Origin of the sequence: Actinokineospora sp. HUAS TT18 (assembly GCF_051364635.1) — a bacterium.
GTDB lineage: Bacteria > Actinomycetota > Actinomycetes > Mycobacteriales > Pseudonocardiaceae > Actinokineospora.
This window is the reverse complement of record NZ_CP195645.1, coordinates 4,216,535-4,235,634: the sequence shown is the minus strand read 5'-3', so window position 1 is coordinate 4,235,634 and position 19,100 is coordinate 4,216,535. Positions and strand designations below refer to the sequence as shown.

18 protein-coding genes are annotated in these 19,100 nt (G+C 70.9%); 15 read left to right on the top strand and 3 right to left on the bottom strand.

The genetic code is table 11. From position 1 onward, the window contains the following. Nucleotides 1-33: 33 nt before the first annotated feature. Nucleotides 34-1,227: a PucR family transcriptional regulator gene (locus tag ACSHT8_RS18980; RefSeq protein ID WP_436492195.1), complete on the bottom strand. Its 1,194-nt coding sequence runs from the start codon at nt 1,225-1,227 to the stop codon at nt 34-36. Nucleotides 1,228-1,350: 123 nt separating this feature from the next. Here ACSHT8_RS18980 and ACSHT8_RS18975 point away from each other — a divergent pair, with 123 nt between their 5' ends. Continuing rightward, on the top strand, nt 1,351-2,265 hold the full coding sequence (locus ACSHT8_RS18975; RefSeq protein ID WP_436492194.1) for an esterase/lipase family protein: 915 nt from the start codon (nt 1,351-1,353) through the stop codon (nt 2,263-2,265). On the opposite strand, the gene ACSHT8_RS18970 is transcribed toward ACSHT8_RS18975, so the two are convergent. Then, nucleotides 2,258-3,943 (bottom strand): serine/threonine-protein kinase, encoded by a 1,686-nt coding sequence (locus ACSHT8_RS18970; RefSeq protein WP_436492193.1) that lies wholly within the window; start codon nt 3,941-3,943, stop codon nt 2,258-2,260. The two genes, ACSHT8_RS18975 and ACSHT8_RS18970, sit on opposite strands and share 8 nt — an antisense overlap. Before the next feature lie 320 nt (nt 3,944-4,263). Here ACSHT8_RS18970 and ACSHT8_RS18965 point away from each other — a divergent pair, with 320 nt between their 5' ends. The 8 genes from ACSHT8_RS18965 to ACSHT8_RS18930 all read left to right on the top strand — a co-directional run bounded on the left by ACSHT8_RS18965 (nt 4,264) and on the right by ACSHT8_RS18930 (nt 13,638). Next, complete coding sequence (locus tag ACSHT8_RS18965; RefSeq protein ID WP_436492192.1) at nt 4,264-6,057, top strand: methylmalonyl-CoA mutase subunit beta; 1,794 nt, start codon at nt 4,264-4,266, stop codon at nt 6,055-6,057. Then, nucleotides 6,054-8,234 (top strand): methylmalonyl-CoA mutase, encoded by a 2,181-nt coding sequence (gene scpA / locus ACSHT8_RS18960; RefSeq protein WP_436492191.1) that lies wholly within the window; start codon nt 6,054-6,056, stop codon nt 8,232-8,234. The genes ACSHT8_RS18965 and scpA overlap by 4 nt, the downstream gene beginning before the upstream one ends. 19 nt (nt 8,235-8,253) lie before the next feature. Further along, complete coding sequence (gene meaB, locus ACSHT8_RS18955) at nt 8,254-9,249, top strand: methylmalonyl Co-A mutase-associated GTPase MeaB (RefSeq protein WP_436492190.1); 996 nt, start codon at nt 8,254-8,256, stop codon at nt 9,247-9,249. 38 nt (nt 9,250-9,287) lie between these two features. Beyond that, nucleotides 9,288-9,539, top strand: coding sequence for a hypothetical protein (locus ACSHT8_RS18950; RefSeq protein ID WP_436492189.1), 252 nt, complete (start codon nt 9,288-9,290; stop codon nt 9,537-9,539). A 199-nt stretch (nt 9,540-9,738) separates the two neighbouring features. Continuing rightward, entirely contained in the window at nt 9,739-11,031 is a 1,293-nt protein-coding gene (locus tag ACSHT8_RS18945) for a M20 family metallopeptidase (protein ID WP_436492188.1), read from the top strand. 10 nt (nt 11,032-11,041) lie between these two features. After that, nucleotides 11,042-11,392 (top strand): EF-Tu/IF-2/RF-3 family GTPase, encoded by a 351-nt coding sequence (locus ACSHT8_RS18940; RefSeq protein WP_436492186.1) that lies wholly within the window; start codon nt 11,042-11,044, stop codon nt 11,390-11,392. A gap of 10 nt (nt 11,393-11,402) precedes the next feature. Beyond that, nucleotides 11,403-12,032, top strand: a complete 630-nt coding sequence (locus ACSHT8_RS18935; RefSeq protein ID WP_436492185.1) for a Maf family protein — start codon at nt 11,403-11,405, stop codon at nt 12,030-12,032. 307 nt (nt 12,033-12,339) lie between these two features. Continuing rightward, nucleotides 12,340-13,638, top strand: coding sequence for a dicarboxylate/amino acid:cation symporter (locus ACSHT8_RS18930; RefSeq protein WP_436492184.1), 1,299 nt, complete (start codon nt 12,340-12,342; stop codon nt 13,636-13,638). 39 nt (nt 13,639-13,677) lie between these two features. On the opposite strand, the gene ACSHT8_RS18925 is transcribed toward ACSHT8_RS18930, so the two are convergent. Continuing rightward, nucleotides 13,678-14,382: a hypothetical protein gene (locus ACSHT8_RS18925; protein WP_436492183.1), complete on the bottom strand. Its 705-nt coding sequence runs from the start codon at nt 14,380-14,382 to the stop codon at nt 13,678-13,680. A gap of 131 nt (nt 14,383-14,513) precedes the next feature. Here ACSHT8_RS18925 and ACSHT8_RS18920 point away from each other — a divergent pair, with 131 nt between their 5' ends. The 6 genes from ACSHT8_RS18920 to ACSHT8_RS18895 all read left to right on the top strand — a co-directional run bounded on the left by ACSHT8_RS18920 (nt 14,514) and on the right by ACSHT8_RS18895 (nt 19,094). Then, nucleotides 14,514-16,298, top strand: a complete 1,785-nt coding sequence (locus ACSHT8_RS18920; RefSeq protein WP_436492182.1) for an acetyl/propionyl/methylcrotonyl-CoA carboxylase subunit alpha — start codon at nt 14,514-14,516, stop codon at nt 16,296-16,298. Continuing rightward, on the top strand, nt 16,282-16,713 hold the full coding sequence (locus ACSHT8_RS18915) for a DUF1707 SHOCT-like domain-containing protein (protein WP_436492181.1): 432 nt from the start codon (nt 16,282-16,284) through the stop codon (nt 16,711-16,713). Before ACSHT8_RS18920 ends, ACSHT8_RS18915 begins: the two co-directional genes overlap by 17 nt. A 46-nt stretch (nt 16,714-16,759) precedes the next feature. Then, nucleotides 16,760-17,182, top strand: a complete 423-nt coding sequence (locus ACSHT8_RS18910; protein WP_436492180.1) for a DUF1707 SHOCT-like domain-containing protein — start codon at nt 16,760-16,762, stop codon at nt 17,180-17,182. Beyond that, the gene (locus tag ACSHT8_RS18905) at nt 17,173-17,778 is read left to right on the top strand and encodes an HAD-IA family hydrolase (protein ID WP_436502101.1); all 606 of its coding nucleotides are present in this window, start codon (nt 17,173-17,175) and stop codon (nt 17,776-17,778) included. The genes ACSHT8_RS18910 and ACSHT8_RS18905 overlap by 10 nt, the downstream gene beginning before the upstream one ends. Nucleotides 17,779-17,803: 25 nt before the next feature. Beyond that, nucleotides 17,804-18,310 (top strand): GNAT family N-acetyltransferase, encoded by a 507-nt coding sequence (locus ACSHT8_RS18900; RefSeq protein WP_436502100.1) that lies wholly within the window; start codon nt 17,804-17,806, stop codon nt 18,308-18,310. A 133-nt stretch (nt 18,311-18,443) separates the two neighbouring features. Then, the gene (locus ACSHT8_RS18895) at nt 18,444-19,094 is read left to right on the top strand and encodes a hypothetical protein (RefSeq protein WP_436492179.1); all 651 of its coding nucleotides are present in this window, start codon (nt 18,444-18,446) and stop codon (nt 19,092-19,094) included. Nucleotides 19,095-19,100: the final 6 nt, after the last annotated feature.

Below are 19,100 nucleotides of genomic sequence, written 5' to 3'. Positions count from 1 at the left end.
GGTGCTGTTTGGGTGGTGGTACTGCCGCTGGTTCTACATTCGAGCGGCCCTGCGGGCGGCTAGAGCGGCGGCCAGCAGGGGGAGTTGGGATGGGACGGCCGGGTCCAGGCCCGTGAGCGCGGTGATGCGGCGCAATCTGTAGTCCACTGTGTTCGGGTGGATGTGCAGCATTCGCGCTGTCAGCTTGCGGTTTAGTTCGTTTGCCAGGTGCAGTTCCAGCGTCGGCAGCAGATCCTCGTTGCGCGCCAACGGTTCCAGCAGCGCGGCCAGTGCCCGGCTCGCGGGTGTCGTTCGGCTGAGTTGGTAGTCGAGCAGCACGTCAGCCAGTCGGTACAGGCCCGGTGGCCGTCCACTCGCCCGGGCCACGTCCAGCACCTCGCGGGTGTGGGCCGCCGTCTGGGAGACCTCGGCGGGTGTGGCGGTGGCGGTCGCGGCGGTGATGTCGGCGCCCGCGGCTGTCGACATCGCGGTGACCAGCGGTGCGAGGTCCTTGTCGCCCGGGAGGAGGATGGTGCCGCCGGTCGGGTCGAGCAGGGCGAGCGCCCGGTCGCCCGCGAGCCTGTTGAGTTCCGCTTGGGCTCGGCGGAGTTTGCGGCGGGCGGCGATGGTGGCGCTGACCCCGCCAGGCTCCTCGTCGGCGTGCGGGCCGATCGCGACCGTGAGGACCGTGTACTCGGTGGGCAGTGTCATTCCGGCCTGGCGCGCGGCGTCCTCGGTGGGGTCGCCTGCCAACAGCGCCGACAGCAGGGTGTGGCGGACGCTCTGCTCCTCGTTGTGGCTCGACCGCAGTTCCGCCACATAGGCGACGGTCACCGCCTCGATCACCGCGCGCGAGTAGCTGAACAGCAGGTCCGTCACCGCCCGCAGGTCGTCGATGTCGGTCGGGCGGGCGTCGGCGGTGATGACGCGCCACGCCTCGTGGGCGCCGACGTGGTAGGCGTGCAGCACCATCTCCAATGGCACGCCCTCCTCCGCGCGTCGGGTGGCGGACTCGGCGAACCAGGTCAGTTCGGCGGGGTGGGGCAGGCGTTCGTCGCGGGCGAGGTCGGCGACCAGGCGGAGGTTGTTGTCGACCACGGCGTGGATGTCGCCCGCGAGCGCCTCTGCGGGCAGCTGCTCGTAGAACGCCACCTTCTCCAGGATCGTCGCGATCACCGACCGGCCCATGGCGGGCAGGCCCGCGCGGATCAGCTCGTGCACCGCGACGCCGTTGATGCGCAGAGCCACCAGGCACCTCACTGTTACGAATAACAAACCATCACGTCAAATCCTGGCTGAACGTCCAGTAGAAGTCGAGTCGCGACGCTTCGACACTGTGAACCATCGGTAAACAACCGCATTGGAGTCCCTGTGTTCCGAAAAGTCGCCCTGCTCGTCGCGGCCCTGCTGATCGCCACGACCGCCCCGGCCGCCGCGCAGACCACCCAGTACCCCGTCCCGTACTCGTTCGTCGGCGGGTTCTTCGCCAACCCGAGCTCGGGCCTCGACCCGAACGCGGCCCCGCCCGGGTCGAACATCTGGACCTGTCGCCCGTCCGCGGCACACCCGCAGCCGGTGATCCTGTTGCACGGCCTCGGCGGCAACCAGGGCCTCAACTGGTCGACGATGGCCCCGCTGCTGGCGAACAACGGCTACTGCGTGTTCTCCCTGACCTTCGGCAACCACTGGTGGCTGCCGTCCGTCGGCGGCCTGGAGTCGATGCGCACGAGCGCCGCCGAGCTGTCCGCGCTGGTCGACAAGGTCCTGCGGACGACCGGCGCGAGCAAGGTCGCGCTCGTCGGGCACTCCGAGGGGACCACCGTCGCCGCGTACTACCTCAAGAAGCTTGGCGGCGCGGCCAAGGCCGACCAGCTCGTCGGCTTCTCGCCCAACTACGCGGGCACCAGCCTCTACGGCCTGACCTGGCTGGCCCAGCAATTGGGGCCGATCCTCAACTGGGTGCTTGAGACCGCGTGCACCGCCTGCAAGGAGTACTACGGCGGCTCGCCGTTCATCACCGAGCTGAACGCGGGCGGGTCGGCCGCCGTCCCCGGCGTGACCTACACCAACATCCAGGGCGCGGTGGAGCAGATCGTGCTGCCCAACAGCAGCGGCACCCTCCCCGGCGCGACGAACATCCGCGTCAGCGACGGCTGCGCGCTCGACCTCAGCGACCACATCACCACGGTGACCAGCAGGCGCGCGGGCCAGATCATGCTCAACGCGCTCGACCCGGCGAACGCCAAGCCCCTGCCGTGCGCGTTCAACCCGCCGTTCCTCAGCTGATGACCTTGAACTCCGGCACAGTGCGGGTGAACAGCCCGCGCTTGCCGGAGTCCTCCTGCTCGATCGGCACGGTCAGGCTCACCACCCACAGGTCGGTCTCCGACGGCAGGACGTTGGCGAATGTCGCCCGGTTGAGGTCGCTCGCCGGTGGCCTGCCGAGCGCGTCGTCGGCGACGTCGACGGTCCGGTAGGTCACCTGGGTGCCTGGCTCGGGGGTGCCCGAGCCGATCGGGGTGCTGCCGACCAGCCGATACCCGGGCGCGCGCTGGGCGAGCACGGTCAGGAACTCGTCGACTGTGTGGTCCGGGTAGAAGGCGGGGAACCGCTCGACCACCAGCTCCGACGTGCCGTCCGGCGCCACCCAGTGCACCCGCGTGCTGTTGGGCAGCGTCTTGGTGACCCGCTGCTCGACGAACTTCACCCAGTCGCTCGGCACCGGCAGGGAGAACCCGCCGCCCTGCTCGCCCGCCAGCGTCGACGCGTCGGCCGTGCGGACCTCGACGTCGCGCACCGGGGCGGAGGCCTGCGAGACCTGGGTGTGGGACTGCGGGCCGACCTGCTGCCCGCCGACGAACCTGGTCAGCGCGAACCCGCCGACCGCCGCCGCGGCGAACAGCACGACCGCCGCGGCCCCGGCCGCCACCACCGCCCACGAGGACTTCGCGCGGGTCGGCTCGGGCTCCATGAACGGCAGCGGCCCGGGCGCCGGGGCCAGCGGCGCGCTCGCGGAGGACACCTGGTCGACCGGGACGGGTGCGGTCGGGTCGGAGGGCTCGGCCTCCTCGACGACCGTGGGGTCGGTCGGCTGGGGGAGTTCGGTGCGCAGGTCGGCGAACACCTTGGTGCCCGGGCCGGGCTGGAGCGCGTGCAGCCGCTCCCGGACCGTCCGCAGCGGCATCCGCGCGGCCGGGTCGCGCACCATGAGGGCGGTGATCACCTCACGCAGCGGGCCGTCGACCGTCGGTTCGGGGATCTCGCCGTGCACGACCTCGGAGACGATGTCGAGCACCGCGCCCTCCGGGTCATAGGGCGCCCGGCCCTCGACGGCGGCGTAGAGCGTGGCGCCGAGGCCCCACAGGTCGGCGTCGGGGGAGACCTCGGAGCCGGAGGCCACCTCGGGGGCGATGTAGGCGGGCGAGCCGAGCATGATCCCGGTCCGGGTGAGCGTGCGCTCGGCGACGTTGCGGGCGATGCCGAAGTCGGTCAGCTTGACCCGGCCGTCGGTGGTGACCAGCACGTTCCCGGGTTTGACGTCCCGATGCGTGATCCCGGCGTCGTGCGCGGCCTGCAACCCGGCGGCGATCGCGTCGCCGACGACCGCGGCCTGGGCGGCGTCAAGGGGGCCGTTGGCACGCAGGACCTGCGCCAGGCTGACGGCGGGCAGGAACTCCATGACGACGAACGGCTCGCCGTCCTCACGGACCACGTCGTGCAGGGTGATCACGTTGGGATGGGAGACCACGGCGATGGCCCTGGCCTCCCGAAGTGTGCGCTCGCGGAGCTCGTCGGCCTCACGTTGCGGGATGCCGGGGTCGAGGCGGACCTGTTTGACGGCCACGGGGCGGTGGAGGTGCTCGTCGTAGGCGGCCCAGACGGTGCCCATGGAGCCCTGGCCCAGGACGGAGCGGAGCCGGTAGCGGCCGCCGACCAGGCGTTGCGGGGGATCCGGGGTGGACATTGGTCCATTGTCGCGGACGTTGTCGTGGGATGGGGTGAAGACGGGGGTGTGGCGGTGTCCGGGAGACATCGCGCGGGCTCTCAACAGCGTTTGAGCCCGCACGCAACGAAAGGGGTCACTTCCGCTGCTGTGGGCTGCCTGCGTGCGCCGCGCGGTTGGGGGCGGTGTGGGGCCGCACCCGATGCTGCTCAGGCGCGGGTGCGGCGTGGGCGTCGGTCGAGTTCCCCTGCCGTGGGTGCCGGGGCAAGTACGTGAATGGCGATTAGCCTCACAACGTCCTCGCCTGGTGTTGAGGCGTGGTTTCCGTAGCATTTCTGGGCATGACATCCCCCTCCGCGCATGAGCTGGTCCTGGCGGGCGAGTTCCCCGACGCCGGGTGGGAGCAGTGGCAGGAACTTGTGGGCGGTGTGCTGCGCAAGTCGGGGGCGGTGCCCGAGGACTTCGACGGGCCCGTCGAGTCGCTGCTGGCCACCACCACCTATGACGGCATCGTCCTGCAGCCGCTCTACACCGCCGCCGACGTCGCGCCGGACGCCGGCTTTCCCGGTTTGCCGCCCTATGTGCGCGGGGCCACACCCCAAGGTGGGGTGTCCACCGGCTGGGATGTCCGACAGCGCCACGCCGATCCCGACCCCGAGGTGACCCGCCGAGCCGTGCTCGCCGACCTCGAGAACGGCGTCACCTCCCTCTGGCTGAGCGTCCCCGCCGACGCGCTGGCCCACGTCCTCCAGGACGTCTACCTCGACCTCGCCCCCGTCACCCTCGACGGTGACATCGAGGCCGCCGAGGAACTGCTGCGGATCCACGCCGACAAGGGCATCCCCGCGGGCGAGGTCAAGGGCAACCTGGGCATCGACCCGATCGGCCACCACGCCCGCACCGCCGCGGGCGCCGACCTCGACGCGGCCGCCCAGTTGGCCCGCAAGGCCGCCGAGTACCCCGCGCTGCGCTCGATCGTGGTCGACGGGCTCCCGTTCCACCAGGCGGGCGGGTCCGACGCCGAGGAACTCGGCGCCTCGATCGCCGCTGGGGTTGCCTATCTCCGGGCGCTCACCGCCGCCGGGCTGCCGGTCGACAAGGCCGCCGCGCAGCTCGAGTTCCGCTACGCCGCCACGGCCGACCAGTTCCTCACCATCGCCAAGTTCCGCGCTGCCCGCAGGCTCTGGGCGCGGGTCGCCGAGGTCAGTGGGTTCGCCGCGCCGCAGCGGCAGCACGCGGTCACCTCGCCCGCGATGTTCACCAAGCGCGACCCATGGGTGAACATGCTGCGGGCGACGCTCGCCTGCTTCGGCGCCGGTGTCGGCGGCGCCGACGCGGTCACCGTCCTCCCGTTCGACGCCGCCCTCGGCCTGCCCGACGGCTTCGCCCGCCGCATCGCGCGCAACACGCAGTCCGTGTTGCTCGAAGAGTCCAAACTGGCCGGTGTGATCGACCCGGCGGGCGGCTCCTGGTACGTCGAGCGCCTCACCGACGACCTCGCCCGCACCGCGTGGGACTGGTTCACCGAGATCGAGCGCGCGGGCGGCATCGTCGCCGCCCTCGACACCGGTGTGGTCGGCGACCGGCTCGCCGCCACCTGGCAGGCCCGCTCCGCCAACCTCGCCACCCGCAAGGACGCGCTGACCGGCGTCAGCGAGTTCCCGAACCTGGCCGAGAAGCCGATCACCCGCATCCCCGAGCCCGCCGCGCCGACCGGCGGCCTGCCCTCGGTGCGCTACGCCGAGGCATACGAGGAACTGCGCGACCGCTCCGATCGCGTGCTCGCCGAGACCGGCGCCCGCCCCCGGATCTACCTCGCCACCCTCGGCCCCGTCGCCGCCCACACCGGCCGCGCGACCTTCGCCGCCAACCTGTTCCAGGCGGGCGGCATCGAGACCATCGCGGGCCCGCCGGAGGGCTTCGCCGCCAGCGGCGCCACCGTCGCCTGCCTCTGCGGCAGCGACAAGTCCTACGCCGCCGACGGACCGGCCGCCGTCGAGCAGCTGTCCGAAGCGACCAAAATCCTGCTGGCGGGCAAGGTCGAGCTGTCCGGAGTGGACGGAAACGTCCACGCGGGCTGCGACGCGCTGGCCGTCCTGCGCGCTACCCTGGAGACGTTGGGAGTCAACGCATGAGCATCCCCGATTTCTCCTCCATCGACCTTGGCCGGCCCCAGGCGGGGTCGGCCGCCGACTGGCAGGCCGCTGTCCACGCCGCCACCGGCAAGGGCGCCGACGCGCTCGCCTGGGACACCCCCGAGGGCATCGGCATCAAGCCGGTCTACGGCGCCGACGACCTCGCGGGTCTCGACTTCCTCGACACCTACCCCGGCATCGCGCCCTATCTGCGCGGCCCGTACCCGACGATGTACGTCAACCAGCCGTGGACCATCCGCCAGTACGCGGGCTTCTCCACCGCCGAGGAGTCCAACGCCTTCTACCGCCGCAACCTCGCCGCGGGCCAAAAAGGACTGTCGGTCGCCTTCGACCTCGCCACCCACCGCGGCTACGACTCCGACCACCCGCGCGTGGCCGGTGACGTCGGCATGGCGGGCGTGGCCATCGACTCCATCTACGACATGCGCCAGCTCTTCGACGGCATCCCGCTCGACAAGATGAGCGTGTCGATGACGATGAACGGCGCCGTGCTGCCCGTTCTCGCGCTCTACGTCGTGGCCGCCGAGGAGCAGGGGGTGGCGCCGGAGGCGCTCGCCGGGACCATTCAGAACGACATCCTCAAGGAGTTCATGGTCCGCAACACCTACATCTACCCGCCGCGGCCGTCGATGCGGATCATCTCCGACATCTTCAGCTACACCAGCCAGCACATGCCGAAGTACAACTCGATCTCGATCTCCGGCTACCACATGCAGGAGGCCGGGGCGACCGCCGACCTGGAGCTGGCCTACACCCTTGCCGACGGCGTCGAGTACATCCGCGCCGGTCGCGACGCGGGCCTCGACGTCGACCGGTTCGCGCCGCGGCTGTCGTTCTTCTGGGCGATCGGCATGAACTTCTTCATGGAGGTCGCGAAGATGCGCGCGGCCCGCCTGCTGTGGGCCAAGCTGGTGAAGGGCTTCGAGCCCAAGTCGTCGAAGTCGCTGTCGCTGCGCACGCACTGCCAGACGTCGGGCTGGTCGCTGACCGCCCAAGATGTCTACAACAACGTCATCCGCACTTGCGTCGAGGCGATGGCCGCCACCCAGGGCCACACCCAGTCGCTGCACACCAACGCGCTCGACGAGGCGCTGGCCCTGCCGACCGACTTCTCCGCGCGCATCGCCCGCAACACCCAGCTGCTGCTGCAGCAGGAATCCGGCACCACGCGCGTGATCGACCCGTGGGGCGGCAGCGCGTTCGTCGAGCGGCTCACCTACGAGCTGGCCCGCAAGGCGTGGGGCCACATCAGCGAGGTCGAGGCCGCGGGCGGCATGGCCCAGGCGATCGACGCGGGCATCCCGAAGCTGCGCATCGAGGAAGCGGCCGCGCGCACCCAGGCCCGCATCGACTCCGGCCGCCAGCCGGTCATCGGCGTCAACAAGTACCGGCCGGACGGCGACGAGCAGATCGACGTCCTCAAGGTCGACAACGCGGGCGTGCGCGCCCAGCAGATCGAGAAGCTGCGGCGGCTGCGCGAGGAACGCGACAGCGGCGCGGTCGAGAGCGCCCTCAACGCGCTGACCAACGCCGCCGACGCGGGCGGCAACCTGCTCGAACTCGCCATCGACGCGGCGCGCAAGAAGGCCACTGTCGGCGAGATCTCCGAGGCGCTGGGCAAGGTCTGGGGACGCCACGCCGCCCAGATCCGTACGATCACCGGTGTGTACCGCGACGAGGTCGGCAACGCGTCCAATGTGGACGACGCGCGCGCCGTGGTCGAGGCGTTCGCCGAGGCTGAGGGCCGACGTCCGCGCATCCTGGTCGCCAAGATGGGGCAGGACGGGCACGACCGCGGCCAGAAGGTGATCGCGACCGCGTTCGCCGACCTCGGCTTCGACGTCGACGTGGGCCCGCTGTTCTCCACCCCGGACGAGGTCGCGCGCCAGGCCGTCGAGGCCGACGTGCACATCGTCGGGGTCAACTCCCTCGCCGCCGGACACCTCACGCTGGTGCCCGCGCTGCGCGAGGAGCTGGCGGCGCTGGGCCGCGAGGACATCATGATCGTGGTCGGCGGCGTCATCCCGCCACAGGACTTCGACGAGCTGCGCGCGGCCGGTGCCGCGGCGATCTTCCCGCCCGGCACGGTCATCGCCGACGCGGCCGCCGAACTGCTGCGCAAGCTCGCCGAGCAGCACGGACACTCGCTTGGCTGAGAAATCGACACAGCGGTGGATGCGGAAGATTGAAACTGCTGAGTACGCCGAAGGCGTCCTCGCGGGCGACCGGGGCCTGCTGTCGCGGGCGATCACGCTGGTGGAGTCCAAGCGGGCCGACCACCGCGCGCAGGCGCAGGAGCTGCTGGTCGAGCTGCTGCCGCACGCGGGCGGGGCGCACCGCGTCGGCATCACCGGCGTCCCCGGCGTCGGCAAGTCGACCTTCATCGACGCGCTCGGCTCCAACCTGACCGCCGCCGGTCACCGCGTCGCCGTCCTGGCCGTCGACCCGTCGTCGACCAGGACCGGCGGCAGCATCCTCGGCGACAAGACCCGGATGCAGCGGCTCGCGGTCGACCCGGCGGCGTTCATCCGCCCGTCGCCGACCTCCGGCACGCTCGGCGGCGTCGCCAAGGCCACCCGCGAGACGATCGTGCTGATGGAGGCCGCGGGGTTCGACATCGTGCTGGTCGAGACCGTCGGCGTCGGGCAGTCCGAGGTCACGGTGGCCAACATGGTCGACTGCTTCCTCTTCCTGACCTTGGCCCGAACGGGTGACCAGCTGCAGGGCATCAAGAAGGGCGTGCTGGAGCTGGCCGACGTCATCGCGGTCAACAAGGCCGACGGCGACCACACCCGCGAGGCGCAGAAGGCCGCGCGCGAGCTGGCGGGCGCTCTGCGGCTGCTGCGCGCGCCCGAGGCCACGTGGAACCCGCCCGTGCTGACCTGCAGCGGCATGGAGAACCTGGGCCTGGACACCCTCTGGGAGCAGATCGAGCTGCACCACCGGACGCTGTCGGAGTCCGGCGAACTGGCGGACAAGCGACGCAGGCAGCAGGTCGACTGGACGTGGTCGATGGTCCAGGACACGCTCCTGGGCAGGCTGCACGCCCACCCGGCCGTGCGCGCGTTGGCCCCGGAGCTGGAGCGGCAGGTGCGGGAGGGCGAGCTGACGGCGACGCTGGCCGCCGATCGCCTGCTCGCGGCCTTCGCGGAGCGTGAGCGGTCCGACTAACCTTGGTGACGATCTCCCCGAACCGACCTGGAGGGCTTGTGACCCGGCTGTTGATCGGCCTGTTCCTCACCGCGCTCATCGTGCTCGGCGGAGGGTCGGCTGCCACCGCGACCCCGTTCGCCCAGCAGACCGAGACCGTCGCGCCGACCGGTCCGACGCTCGATCCGGCGACCAACAACGATGCGGCAACCTCCAAGAAGAAGCTTGTCATCGGAGTAACGGCGGCGGTCCTGCTCGGCATCGTCATCTACGGCAATCGGGTGCGTGCGAAGCGCCGAAAGGCGGGATGATCGCAGCTCAGCGCGGGTGGACCACCGATCGTCTTGATCATCTTGAAGTGCGGCAGAAGAGGTGGGCACCGTTCGTCGCAGCGGCGGTACCGGCGGTCTTGCGATGTGGTCACGGTCCCGGTGACGGGTCTGGGATGAGGCACTATGGGGCGTGACATGAACCCCAAGCCCACCCTCAAGACCATCCCGGAGGGGTCGCGTGACTCTGCTGGATTCGCGGCCGGAGCTGCCGTCGGAAGGCGGCCGTGACGGCCGGCTGCCCGACCCGGCCGTGCTGATCTCGCCCAGTGGGGTCACTATGCCCACTGTGGAGGATCTCGCTGCCGGACGCGGGCCAGCCTGGCTGGACCAGTGGCTCGCCGCCAACGCCGCCGACGTGGTGGCGTGGTTCCGGCACTTCCACGCGCACCCGGAGCTGTCCCGCCAGGAGTTCGCCACCACCGAGATGGTCGCGGGCCTGTTGAAGTCGTTCGGCCTGCAACCGGAGCTGCTCCCCGGCGGCAACGGCCTGATCTGCGACGTCGGCGAGGGCGAGCGCTGCGTGGCGCTGCGCGCCGACATGGACGCGCTGCCGATGACCGAGGCCACCGGCCTGCCCTACAGCGCCACCGTCGACGGCGCCTGCCACGCGTGTGGCCACGACGCCCACACCACGGTCCTGCTGGCCACCGGCATCGCCTTGGCCTCGGCGCCCGCGCTGCCCGGCCGCGTCCGGCTGATCTTCCAGCCCGCCGAGGAGGTCATGCCCGGGGGCGCGCTCGACGTGATCGAGGCGGGCGGGCTCGACGGCGTCGAGCGGATCTTCGGCCTGCACTGCGACCCGCGGCTGGAGGTCGGCCGGGTCGGCACCCGCGTCGGCGCCATCACCTCGGCCACCGACCTGCTCGAACTGCGGCTCACCTCGCCGGGCGGCCACACCTCCCGTCCCCACCTGACCGCCGACCTGGTGCACGCGCTCGGCACCGTGATCACCGGCCTGCCCGCACTGCTGTCCCGCCGGATCGACCCGCGCTCGGGCACGGTCCTGGTATGGGGCGCGGTGCACGCGGGCGAGGCCGCCAACGCGGTCCCGCAGGACGGCGTCCTGCGCGGCACCCTGCGCACCGGCGACCACGACGTGTGGGCCGACCTGGAGCCGATCGTGGCGAGCCTGGTCCAGTCGCTGCTCGCCCCGACGGGTGTCGGCTTCGAGCTGATCCACACCCGCGGCGTGCCCCCGGTGATCAACGACCGGGAGAGCACCCAGCTGCTGCGCGCGGGCATCGAGTCGGCGCTGGGCGAGGACGCGCTGGCCGGGACGAAGCAGTCCTCCGGCGGCGAGGACTTCGGCTGGTACCTGGAGAACGTGCCGGGCTCGTTCATGCGGCTCGGCGTGTGGCCGGGCGTGGGCCCGACCCACGACCTGCACCAGCCGACGTTCCAGCTCGACGAGCGCGCGCTGCTGGTCGGCATCCGCGTCATGGCCCACACGGCGCTGACCGCGCTCGCCTAGAGTCCGTTGAATGGGCTGGAAGTTCTGGCGGCGTGAGCCGAACCCGATGGACCCGCAGGAGTTGCTGGCCCAAGGGCGCCAGGCGGTCCCGGCAGGCCAGTTCGAGCTGACCATTGAGGACGTCTTCACGATCACCGGTCGCGGGACGGTCGTCACCGGGCAGGTCGCCACTGGCCTCGTCCGGGTCGGCGACCAGGTGCGGCTCAGCCGGGCGGGGCAACCGGTCGCGACCATCCGGATCGCGGGTGTGGAGATGTTCCGCAAGAAGACCGCCGAGGCGCGCGCGGGCGACCACGTCGGGCTGCTGCTGGACGGTGTGGAGCGTGATCAGGTGCACGGCGGCGATGTCCTGAGTGGCTAGGCTGGGCGCCATGCGCCTCGTCCTCGCCTCCCAGTCACCCGCTCGGCTCAACATGCTCCGCGACGCGGGGATCGAGCCGGTGGTCCGAGTGTCCGGTGTGGACGAAGAGGCCATCGAGCGGTCGCTGCCCGACGCCCGCCCGGACGCCGTCGTCGTCGCGCTGGCCGAGGCCAAGGCGCGGGCCGTGCTCGCCGACATCGTCGCCGAGTACCCGGACGCGGTGGTCGTCGGCTGCGACTCGATGCTGCACTTCGACGGCGCGCTGATGGGCAAGCCCGCCACCGTCGACATCGCCCGCGAACGCTGGGGCCGCATGGCGGGCAACGCGGGCCATCTGCTCACCGGCCACGCGGTCCTGCGGGTCGACGGCGGCGAGGTGACCAGCGTCGCCACCGGCACCGAGAGCACGGTCGTCCGCTTCGGCAAGCCCACCGACCGCGAACTGGAGGCCTACCTCGCCTCCGGCGAACCGCTGCGCGTCGCGGGCGCCTTCACCCTCGACGGCCGCGGCGGCTGGTTCGTCGACGGCATCGATGGCGACCACTCCGGTGTCATCGGCATCAGCCTGCCGCTGATGCGCAGACTGCTGTCCGACGTCAACCTCAGCGTCGTGGATTTCTGGTCCGCTCCCACTTCGTGAGAGTCGACCGCATCACATCCTGACCAGGGAAGAGATTCACCGGATCCGGGGTTGGATCCAAGTGTGAAGGGGACCCACCGCGCCGTCGCGCTGACCGAGCGCCTGCACGTCGACCTGTGCCTGCAGGCCAGCTCACTCTGTCCGCGCTGACCGAGCGCCTGCACGTCGACCTGTGCCTGCAGGCCAGCTCACTCTGTCCGCGCTGACCGAGCGCCTGCACGTCGACCTGTGCCTGCAGGCCAGCTCGCTCTGTCCGCGCTGACCTTTCCCGCGCCCCCCGAATCCTGCTTTCCCCTGGAGTTCCCGCATGTCCGCACCACGCCGGAATCTGACCTTCGGCATCCTCGTCCTCGCTGGACTCGTGCTCGGGGCCGTGCTCGGCTTCGTCGCCAAACAGACTGACGCGGCCTGGTTGGTCACCACCCTCAAGACCATCGGCAACGTCTTCACCAGCCTGCTCCAGTTCACCGTCATCCCCTTGGTATTCACCGCGATCGTCGTCGGCGTGACCAGCCTGCGCGGCCTCGGCGGCCCGCGCGTCGCCGCGCGGCTAGGCGGCAAGACGCTGCTGTGGTTCGGCCTGACGTCGTTGATCGCCGTCCTCATCGGCATCGCCGTGGCGCTGATCGGCGGGGCGGGCAAGGGCATCGACATCGAACCGAGCAAGGCCGCCGTCGAGAAACTCGCCACCCGCGATCCCGGCGACTGGCTCGCCGTGCTGAACGGTTTGGTTCCCAGCAACCTCTTCTCCGCGTTCACCGAGGGCGAGGTGCTGCAGGTGGTGTTCGTCGCGGCGCTCGTCGGGATCGCCGCGTACAGCCTCGGTGACCGCGCACAGCCGTTCGTCGCGTTCAACCAGGCCGTGTTCGACCTGATCCAGAAGGTCGTCGGCTGGATCATCCGCCTCGCGCCGCTGGGTGTCCTCGGCTTGATCGGCACGGCGTTCGCGACCTACGGCAACGGTTTCGTGCGACCGCTGCTGTCGCTGATCGCTTCGGTGTACGTCGCGGCCGGATTGGTGCTGTTCGTGGTTTACCCCGTGCTGCTGCGGGTCTTCGGCAAGGTGAGCCCCCGCGCGTTCTTCGCGAAGTCCTGGACGGCCCTGCAGTTCGCTTTCGTGTCCCGCTCTTCCGGGGCGACGCTGCCGTTGAGCAGGCAGGCCGCGGTCGATCTTGGTGTCGAGCCCGGGTACGCCGGATTCGCGGTGCCGCTGGGCACGACGACGAAGATGGACGGCTGCGCGGCGCTGTACCCGGCCATCGCGACGATCTTCATCGCGAACCTGTTCGGGATCTCGCTGAGCTTCTGGCAGTACATCGCCATCGTCGCCGTCGCGGTCTTCGGCGCCTTCGCCACCGCCGGGACCACGGGCTGGTTCACGATGCTGACGTTGACGTTGAGCACCGTCGGCCTCCCCGCCGAGGTCATCGCGACGGGCGTGGCGATCGTGTACGGCATCGACCCGATCCTGGACATGATCCGCACCGCCACGAACGTCGGCGGCCAGATCACCGTGCCGGTCCTGGTGGCTCGGAGCGAAGGTCTGCTGGGCGACGAGACCCCGGCCGCCCCGGTGGAGGAAACACGCGAACTCGCACAGGTGTGAGCGAAGGCGTGCCGTCCCGCCCGCGCGGGGCGGCACGCTTTACGGGCAGTCCCGCAGTTGGGCAGCGGGGAACGTGATCAGCGGGTAGCCCGGCAGCTGCTCGACCTTCGAATACGTCTTCGTGCACCCGATCTCCTGACCGCCCAGATCGAAGACCTGTGCGTAAACCGGCCTGCCCGCACAGTTCTGGTTCGCCCGGCAGTCCACCTGCACCGCGATCACCTCGGGCGACGAGTCGCTCACCACGTTCCCCAGCACCAGCACCCCGGCCGAGGACAGGTACGCCCGCTCCTGCGCGCTCCACTTGTCCGACCGCCCCACCACGACCTGACCGGTGGTCCCACTCGGGCCCGTCCCCCGAATCAGGCAAGCCGAAGCCGAACCGGGCACACACTGCAACGAAGTGGCACTCAGCGTCACGCCGAGCTCAGTGACAGTCGTCTCGATCACCTGGCTCGACGACGGGCCGCCGATCCGCAGCCGCCCCGACCGCGCCCCCGCGTCGGCGATCAGCTCGACGAAAGTGCCGCCCACGGTTGTGGTCGACAGCACTTGACAGGGTTCGCGCAGGCAGCCGGAGACGCCGATCGACGGTGTGGTCGTCGGCGTGCTGACCGAGGTCGTCGGTGGGGACACCGGTGTTGACCTGGCGTTCAGCACCGCCGCGCCGGTCAGGGAGGCGATGGTGACGGCCCCGCTGAGCAGCGCGGTCCACAGCACCGACCGGGGCACGCGCTGGCTCATCGCCGTGTCATCTCCTCCCATGCGGCGAAAACTGGGCACAGTATCCCTCTGCGGTGTGGGGTTGCTCTCGGTTCACTAGAGGCGCTGGGTCCGTAAACTCCACCCAACCCGCGCGAACTAGGAGGAACGGCGTGCCCGAGTCGGCAAAGGCGCTGAGCAAGGTTCTCATCGCCAACCGCGGCGAGATCGCTGTCCGTGTCATCCGTGCCTGCCGCGACGCCGGTCTGGGCAGTGTGGCCGTCTACGCCGATCCCGACCGCGACGCTCCGTTCGTCCGGCTCGCCGACGAGGCGTTCGCCCTCGGCGGCAACACTCCCGGCGAGAGCTACCTGTCCTTCGACAAGGTGCTCGACGCGGCCAAGCGCTCCGGCGCCGACGCCGTCCACCCAGGCTATGGGTTCCTGTCGGAGAACGCCGACTTCGCCCAGGCCGTCATGGACGCCGGGCTGACCTGGATCGGCCCGACCCCGCAGGCCATCCGCGACCTCGGCGACAAGGTGACCGCGCGGCACATCGCGATGCGCGCGGGCGCGCCGCTGGTGCCCGGCACCAAGGAGCCGGTCAACGGCGCCGAGGAGATCATCGCCTTCGCCGAGGAGCACGGGCTCCCGGTGGCGATCAAGGCCGCGTTCGGCGGCGGCGGGCGCGGCCTGAAGGTCGCCCGCACGATCGAGGAGATCCCCGAGCTGTTCGACTCCGCGGTGCGCGAGGCGGTCACCGCCTTCGGCCGCGGCGAGTGCTTCGTCGAGCGCTACCTGGACAAGCCGCGCCACGTCGAGGCCCAGGTGCTGGCCGACCAGCACGGCAACGTCGTCGTCGTCGGCACCCGCGACTGCTCGCTGCAGCGCCGCCACCAGAAGCTGGTCGAGGAGGCGCCCGCGCCGTTCCTCACCGACGCCCAGCGCGCCGACATCCACAGCTCCGCCAAGGCCATCTGCAAGGAGGCCGGGTACTCCGGCGCGGGCACCGTCGAGTACCTCGTCGGCACCGACGGCACGATCTCCTTCCTGGAGGTCAACACCCGACTGCAGGTCGAGCACCCGGTCTCGGAGGAGACCACCGGCGTCGACCTGGTCCGCGAGCAGTTCCGCATCGCCGCGGGCGAGAAGCTGCGCTTCACCGAGGACCCGGCGCCACGCGGGCACTCGATCGAGTTCCGCATCAACGGCGAGGACGCGGGCCGCAACTTCCTGCCCGCGCCCGGCACCGTGACCCTGTTCTCCGCCCCCGACGGCCCCGGCGTCCGCGTCGACGCGGGCGTGGAGACCGGCACCGTCATCGGCGGCCAGTTCGACTCGCTGCTCGCCAAGATCATCGTCACCGGCGAGAACCGCGACGAGGCCATCGCCCGCTCCCGCCGCGCGCTCGACGAACTGGTCGTCGAGGGCATGGCGACGGTCACCCCGTTCCACCGCGCCATCGTGCGCGACCCTGCCTTCATCGGCGACGGCGAAGGCTTCTCGGTGCACACCCGCTGGATCGAGACCGAGTTCGACAACAAGATCGAACCCTTCACCGGCGGCGCCGACGCGGCCGAGGAGGAGTCGCCCCGGCAGAACGTCGTGGTCGAGGTCGGCGGCAGGCGCCTCGAGGTGTCGCTGCCCGGCACGTTCTCCATCGGCGGCGGTGGCGGCGGTGCCGCTGCGGCCAAGGCCAAGCCCCGCAAGCGCGCGGGCGGCAAGGCGGGCGCCGCTGCCTCCGGCGACGCGGTCACCGCGCCGATGCAGGGCACCATCGTCAAGATCGCCGTCGAGGACGGACAGACGGTCGAGCAGGGCGACCTGATCGTGGTGCTCGAGGCGATGAAGATGGAGAACCCGGTCACCGCGCACAAGTCGGGCACGGTCACCGGCCTCGGCATCGCGCAGGGCGAGACGGTCACCACGGGCACGGTTCTGTGTGAGCTCAAAGACTGACGAGGTGGGCGACGGCCTGATCCGGGTCGGCGACGAAGAACGCGACGAGGCGGTCGGACTGCTGGGACAACACGCCCAGGCCGGCCGCCTGGCCGCGGTCGACTTGGAGGCCCGGACGGGCTGGGCCCGCGCGGCGGCGACACGAGCCGAACTCGAGGCACTGTTCACCGATCTGCCACTGCCCCGGCCCAGCTTCGACCCGGTGGTCAAGTCGCGCGGTACCGACGAGAACGGAATGATCATCACGCCGTTCAGTTCGGCGTTTGTGACGCTCAGCGTCCTCACGTTCCTACTCGGCTTGCCGGGGTCGATCGTGTTGTTCGAGTACACCGAGACCTGGTGGCCGATCGTCGCCGTCGTGATCGTCACCATCGTTTCCGGGGCGGCGTCGCACGCGTTCAAGAAGCTGCCCTGAGAATTGCCTCAGGTCACCCGGTCGAGTTTTCCGTAACATCGAACGCGTGACCGAGTTTCCGCAGTCCGAGATGCGCATCGGCGATGCCGAACGGGAAGACGGTCTGCGTGCGCTCGGTGAGCACATGAGCGCGGGCAGGCTCACGGTCGACGAGTACGGCGACCGCAGCGCCAAGGTGACCACCGCCGTCACCAGGGGCGACCTGATGACCCTGTTCACCGACCTGCCCGACCCGCGTCCCAAGTTCGGTCCGCCCGCGGTCGTTCGTCCCGCCGAGAGCCTGCCCGCCTACGCCCACCGGCCGCCGCCCGCGGTGCGGCGACGGCCGCCGAACGTGCTGGTGCCGATCGCGGCGATCGTGGGGGCGTTCCTGTTCTTCCGGTTCGGCTTCTTCCCGCTGTTGCTGCTTCCGCTGATCTTCATGATGTTCAGCGGCCGCCGCCACCACGCGGGTCGGAGCTGGCACTGAGCGGGCCGCGGCTGCTGCTGCTCGACCTCGACGGTGTGCTGCGCGGGTTCCCCGAGTTCGACGACGCGGCGTTCGGCCTGCCCCTGGGATTGGTGACGTCCACGGCGTTCCAGCCGGAGCTGTTGGGGCCCGCGATCACCGGCCACGTCACGCACGACCGCTGGATGGCCTCGGTCGCCCGCAAGCTCGAGGGTTCCGTGCCGACGGCCCAGGCCGCCGCGGCCGCCGCCGCGTGGTCGCGGCCCGGTTACGTGATGGCCGCCGCGCTCAGCCTGGTCCGGGCCGCGCGGGCGCGCACCCGCGTCGCGCTGCTCACCAACGCGACGACGCGCCTGGCGGACGATCTCGCCGTGCTCGGGCTCGACCGGGAGGTCGACGGGGTGATCTCGTCGGCCGAGATCGGGGTCGGCAAACCGGACAAAGAGGCCTACCTGGCCGCGCTGGCCCTGCTCGACGCCACCGCCGACGAGACCTTGTTCTGCGACGACTCCGAGTCCAACGTCGCCGCCGCGCGGGCGGTCGGCATGACCGCCGCGCACGTCCCGGACACCGACGCCCTGCGCACCGCGCTATCCGTGAACGGCCTGCTCGGCTGACTTCGCTAGCGTGGCGGGCGTGGAGATGGTGGAGATCAACGCCGGTCGGTTCTACCTGCGGGCGCTGCGCGCCGACGACCGGATCGACGACCGGCAGGCGATCATCGAGGGCTTCGCCGACGACGAGAGCAGGCGCTGGCTGTCGCACCTCGACGTCTCGGACCTCGACCGGGCCGGGGCCTACATCGCCCGCCGCGCGGAAGGCTGGATCGAGGAGACGCGGTTCTCGTGGGCCGTCGCGGACCCGTTGACCGGGAACCTGCTCGGCGAGGTGCTGCTGAAGGAGGTCGACCTCGCCGCGGGCACCGCCGAGGCGGGCTGCTGGACACACCCGTCGGCGCGCGGCATGGGTATGGCCACCGAGGCGCTGGGCGCGGTGCTCCGCTTCGGCTTCGGCGCCCTGGGGCTCAAGGAGATCGTCTACAAGCACAGCCCGGGCAACGCCGCGTCGGCGCGCGTGGCGGCGAAGCTGGGGTTCACGAAGGTCACTGAGACGGACGAGCGAACAGTGCTCGTCCTGCGTAACGACTGAACGCCGGGCGACGGTAGGGGAAGGGGAACCTGACGTTCGCGGCGCGCGTCTAGAAAACGAGCCACGAACAGTCGAATCCGAGCATCGACACTCGATAGAGTGAGCTCACCACAGGTAGTGACGGGGAGGCGACGTGCCGGGCACGGACGGGCACCACCAGGGCGGGCAGGGCGGACAGCAGGGTGGGGGCACCCAGGCCGCGGGGGGCGGCCAGGGCGGCGGTCCCGGCACAGGCGGCAACGGATCGGGCGGCAACGGATCGGGCGGCGACCAAGGCTCGGCGCATGGTGGCCAGGGCAACGGCCACGGCTCGGGCGGTGGCAACGGTACCGGGAACGGTGGCCAGGGTTCCGGCGGTCATGGCTCGGGCGACCAGGGTTCGGCGCATGGTGGCCAGGGCAACGGCCACGGCTCGGGCGGTGGCCAGGGCAACGGCCACGGGTCCGGCGGCCACGGCGGTGACTCCCACCTGCTCGACCTCGACCCGCAAGCCGTCCCCGCGCTCCGTTCGGCGTTCGTCGCCGCGCTCGACCAGATCGATCGGCAGCTCGAAGCGGCAGGGGAACTGCCCGTCGCCGCGTGGGCGAATGATCCGGTGAGTCTGCACGCGGCCGACGTGGTCAACGCGCTGTCGGTCGACAGTGACGTGGCCGCCGTCGACGCGCTGCGGTCGTTCCGCAGGCAGTTGGGCACCGCCGTCGACAACCTGGACAAGATCGCCGACCAGTACCGCGTGCTCGAGGACGACGCCGAGGCGACCGTGTCGCAGACCGGCCAGGGCTGAGGGGGA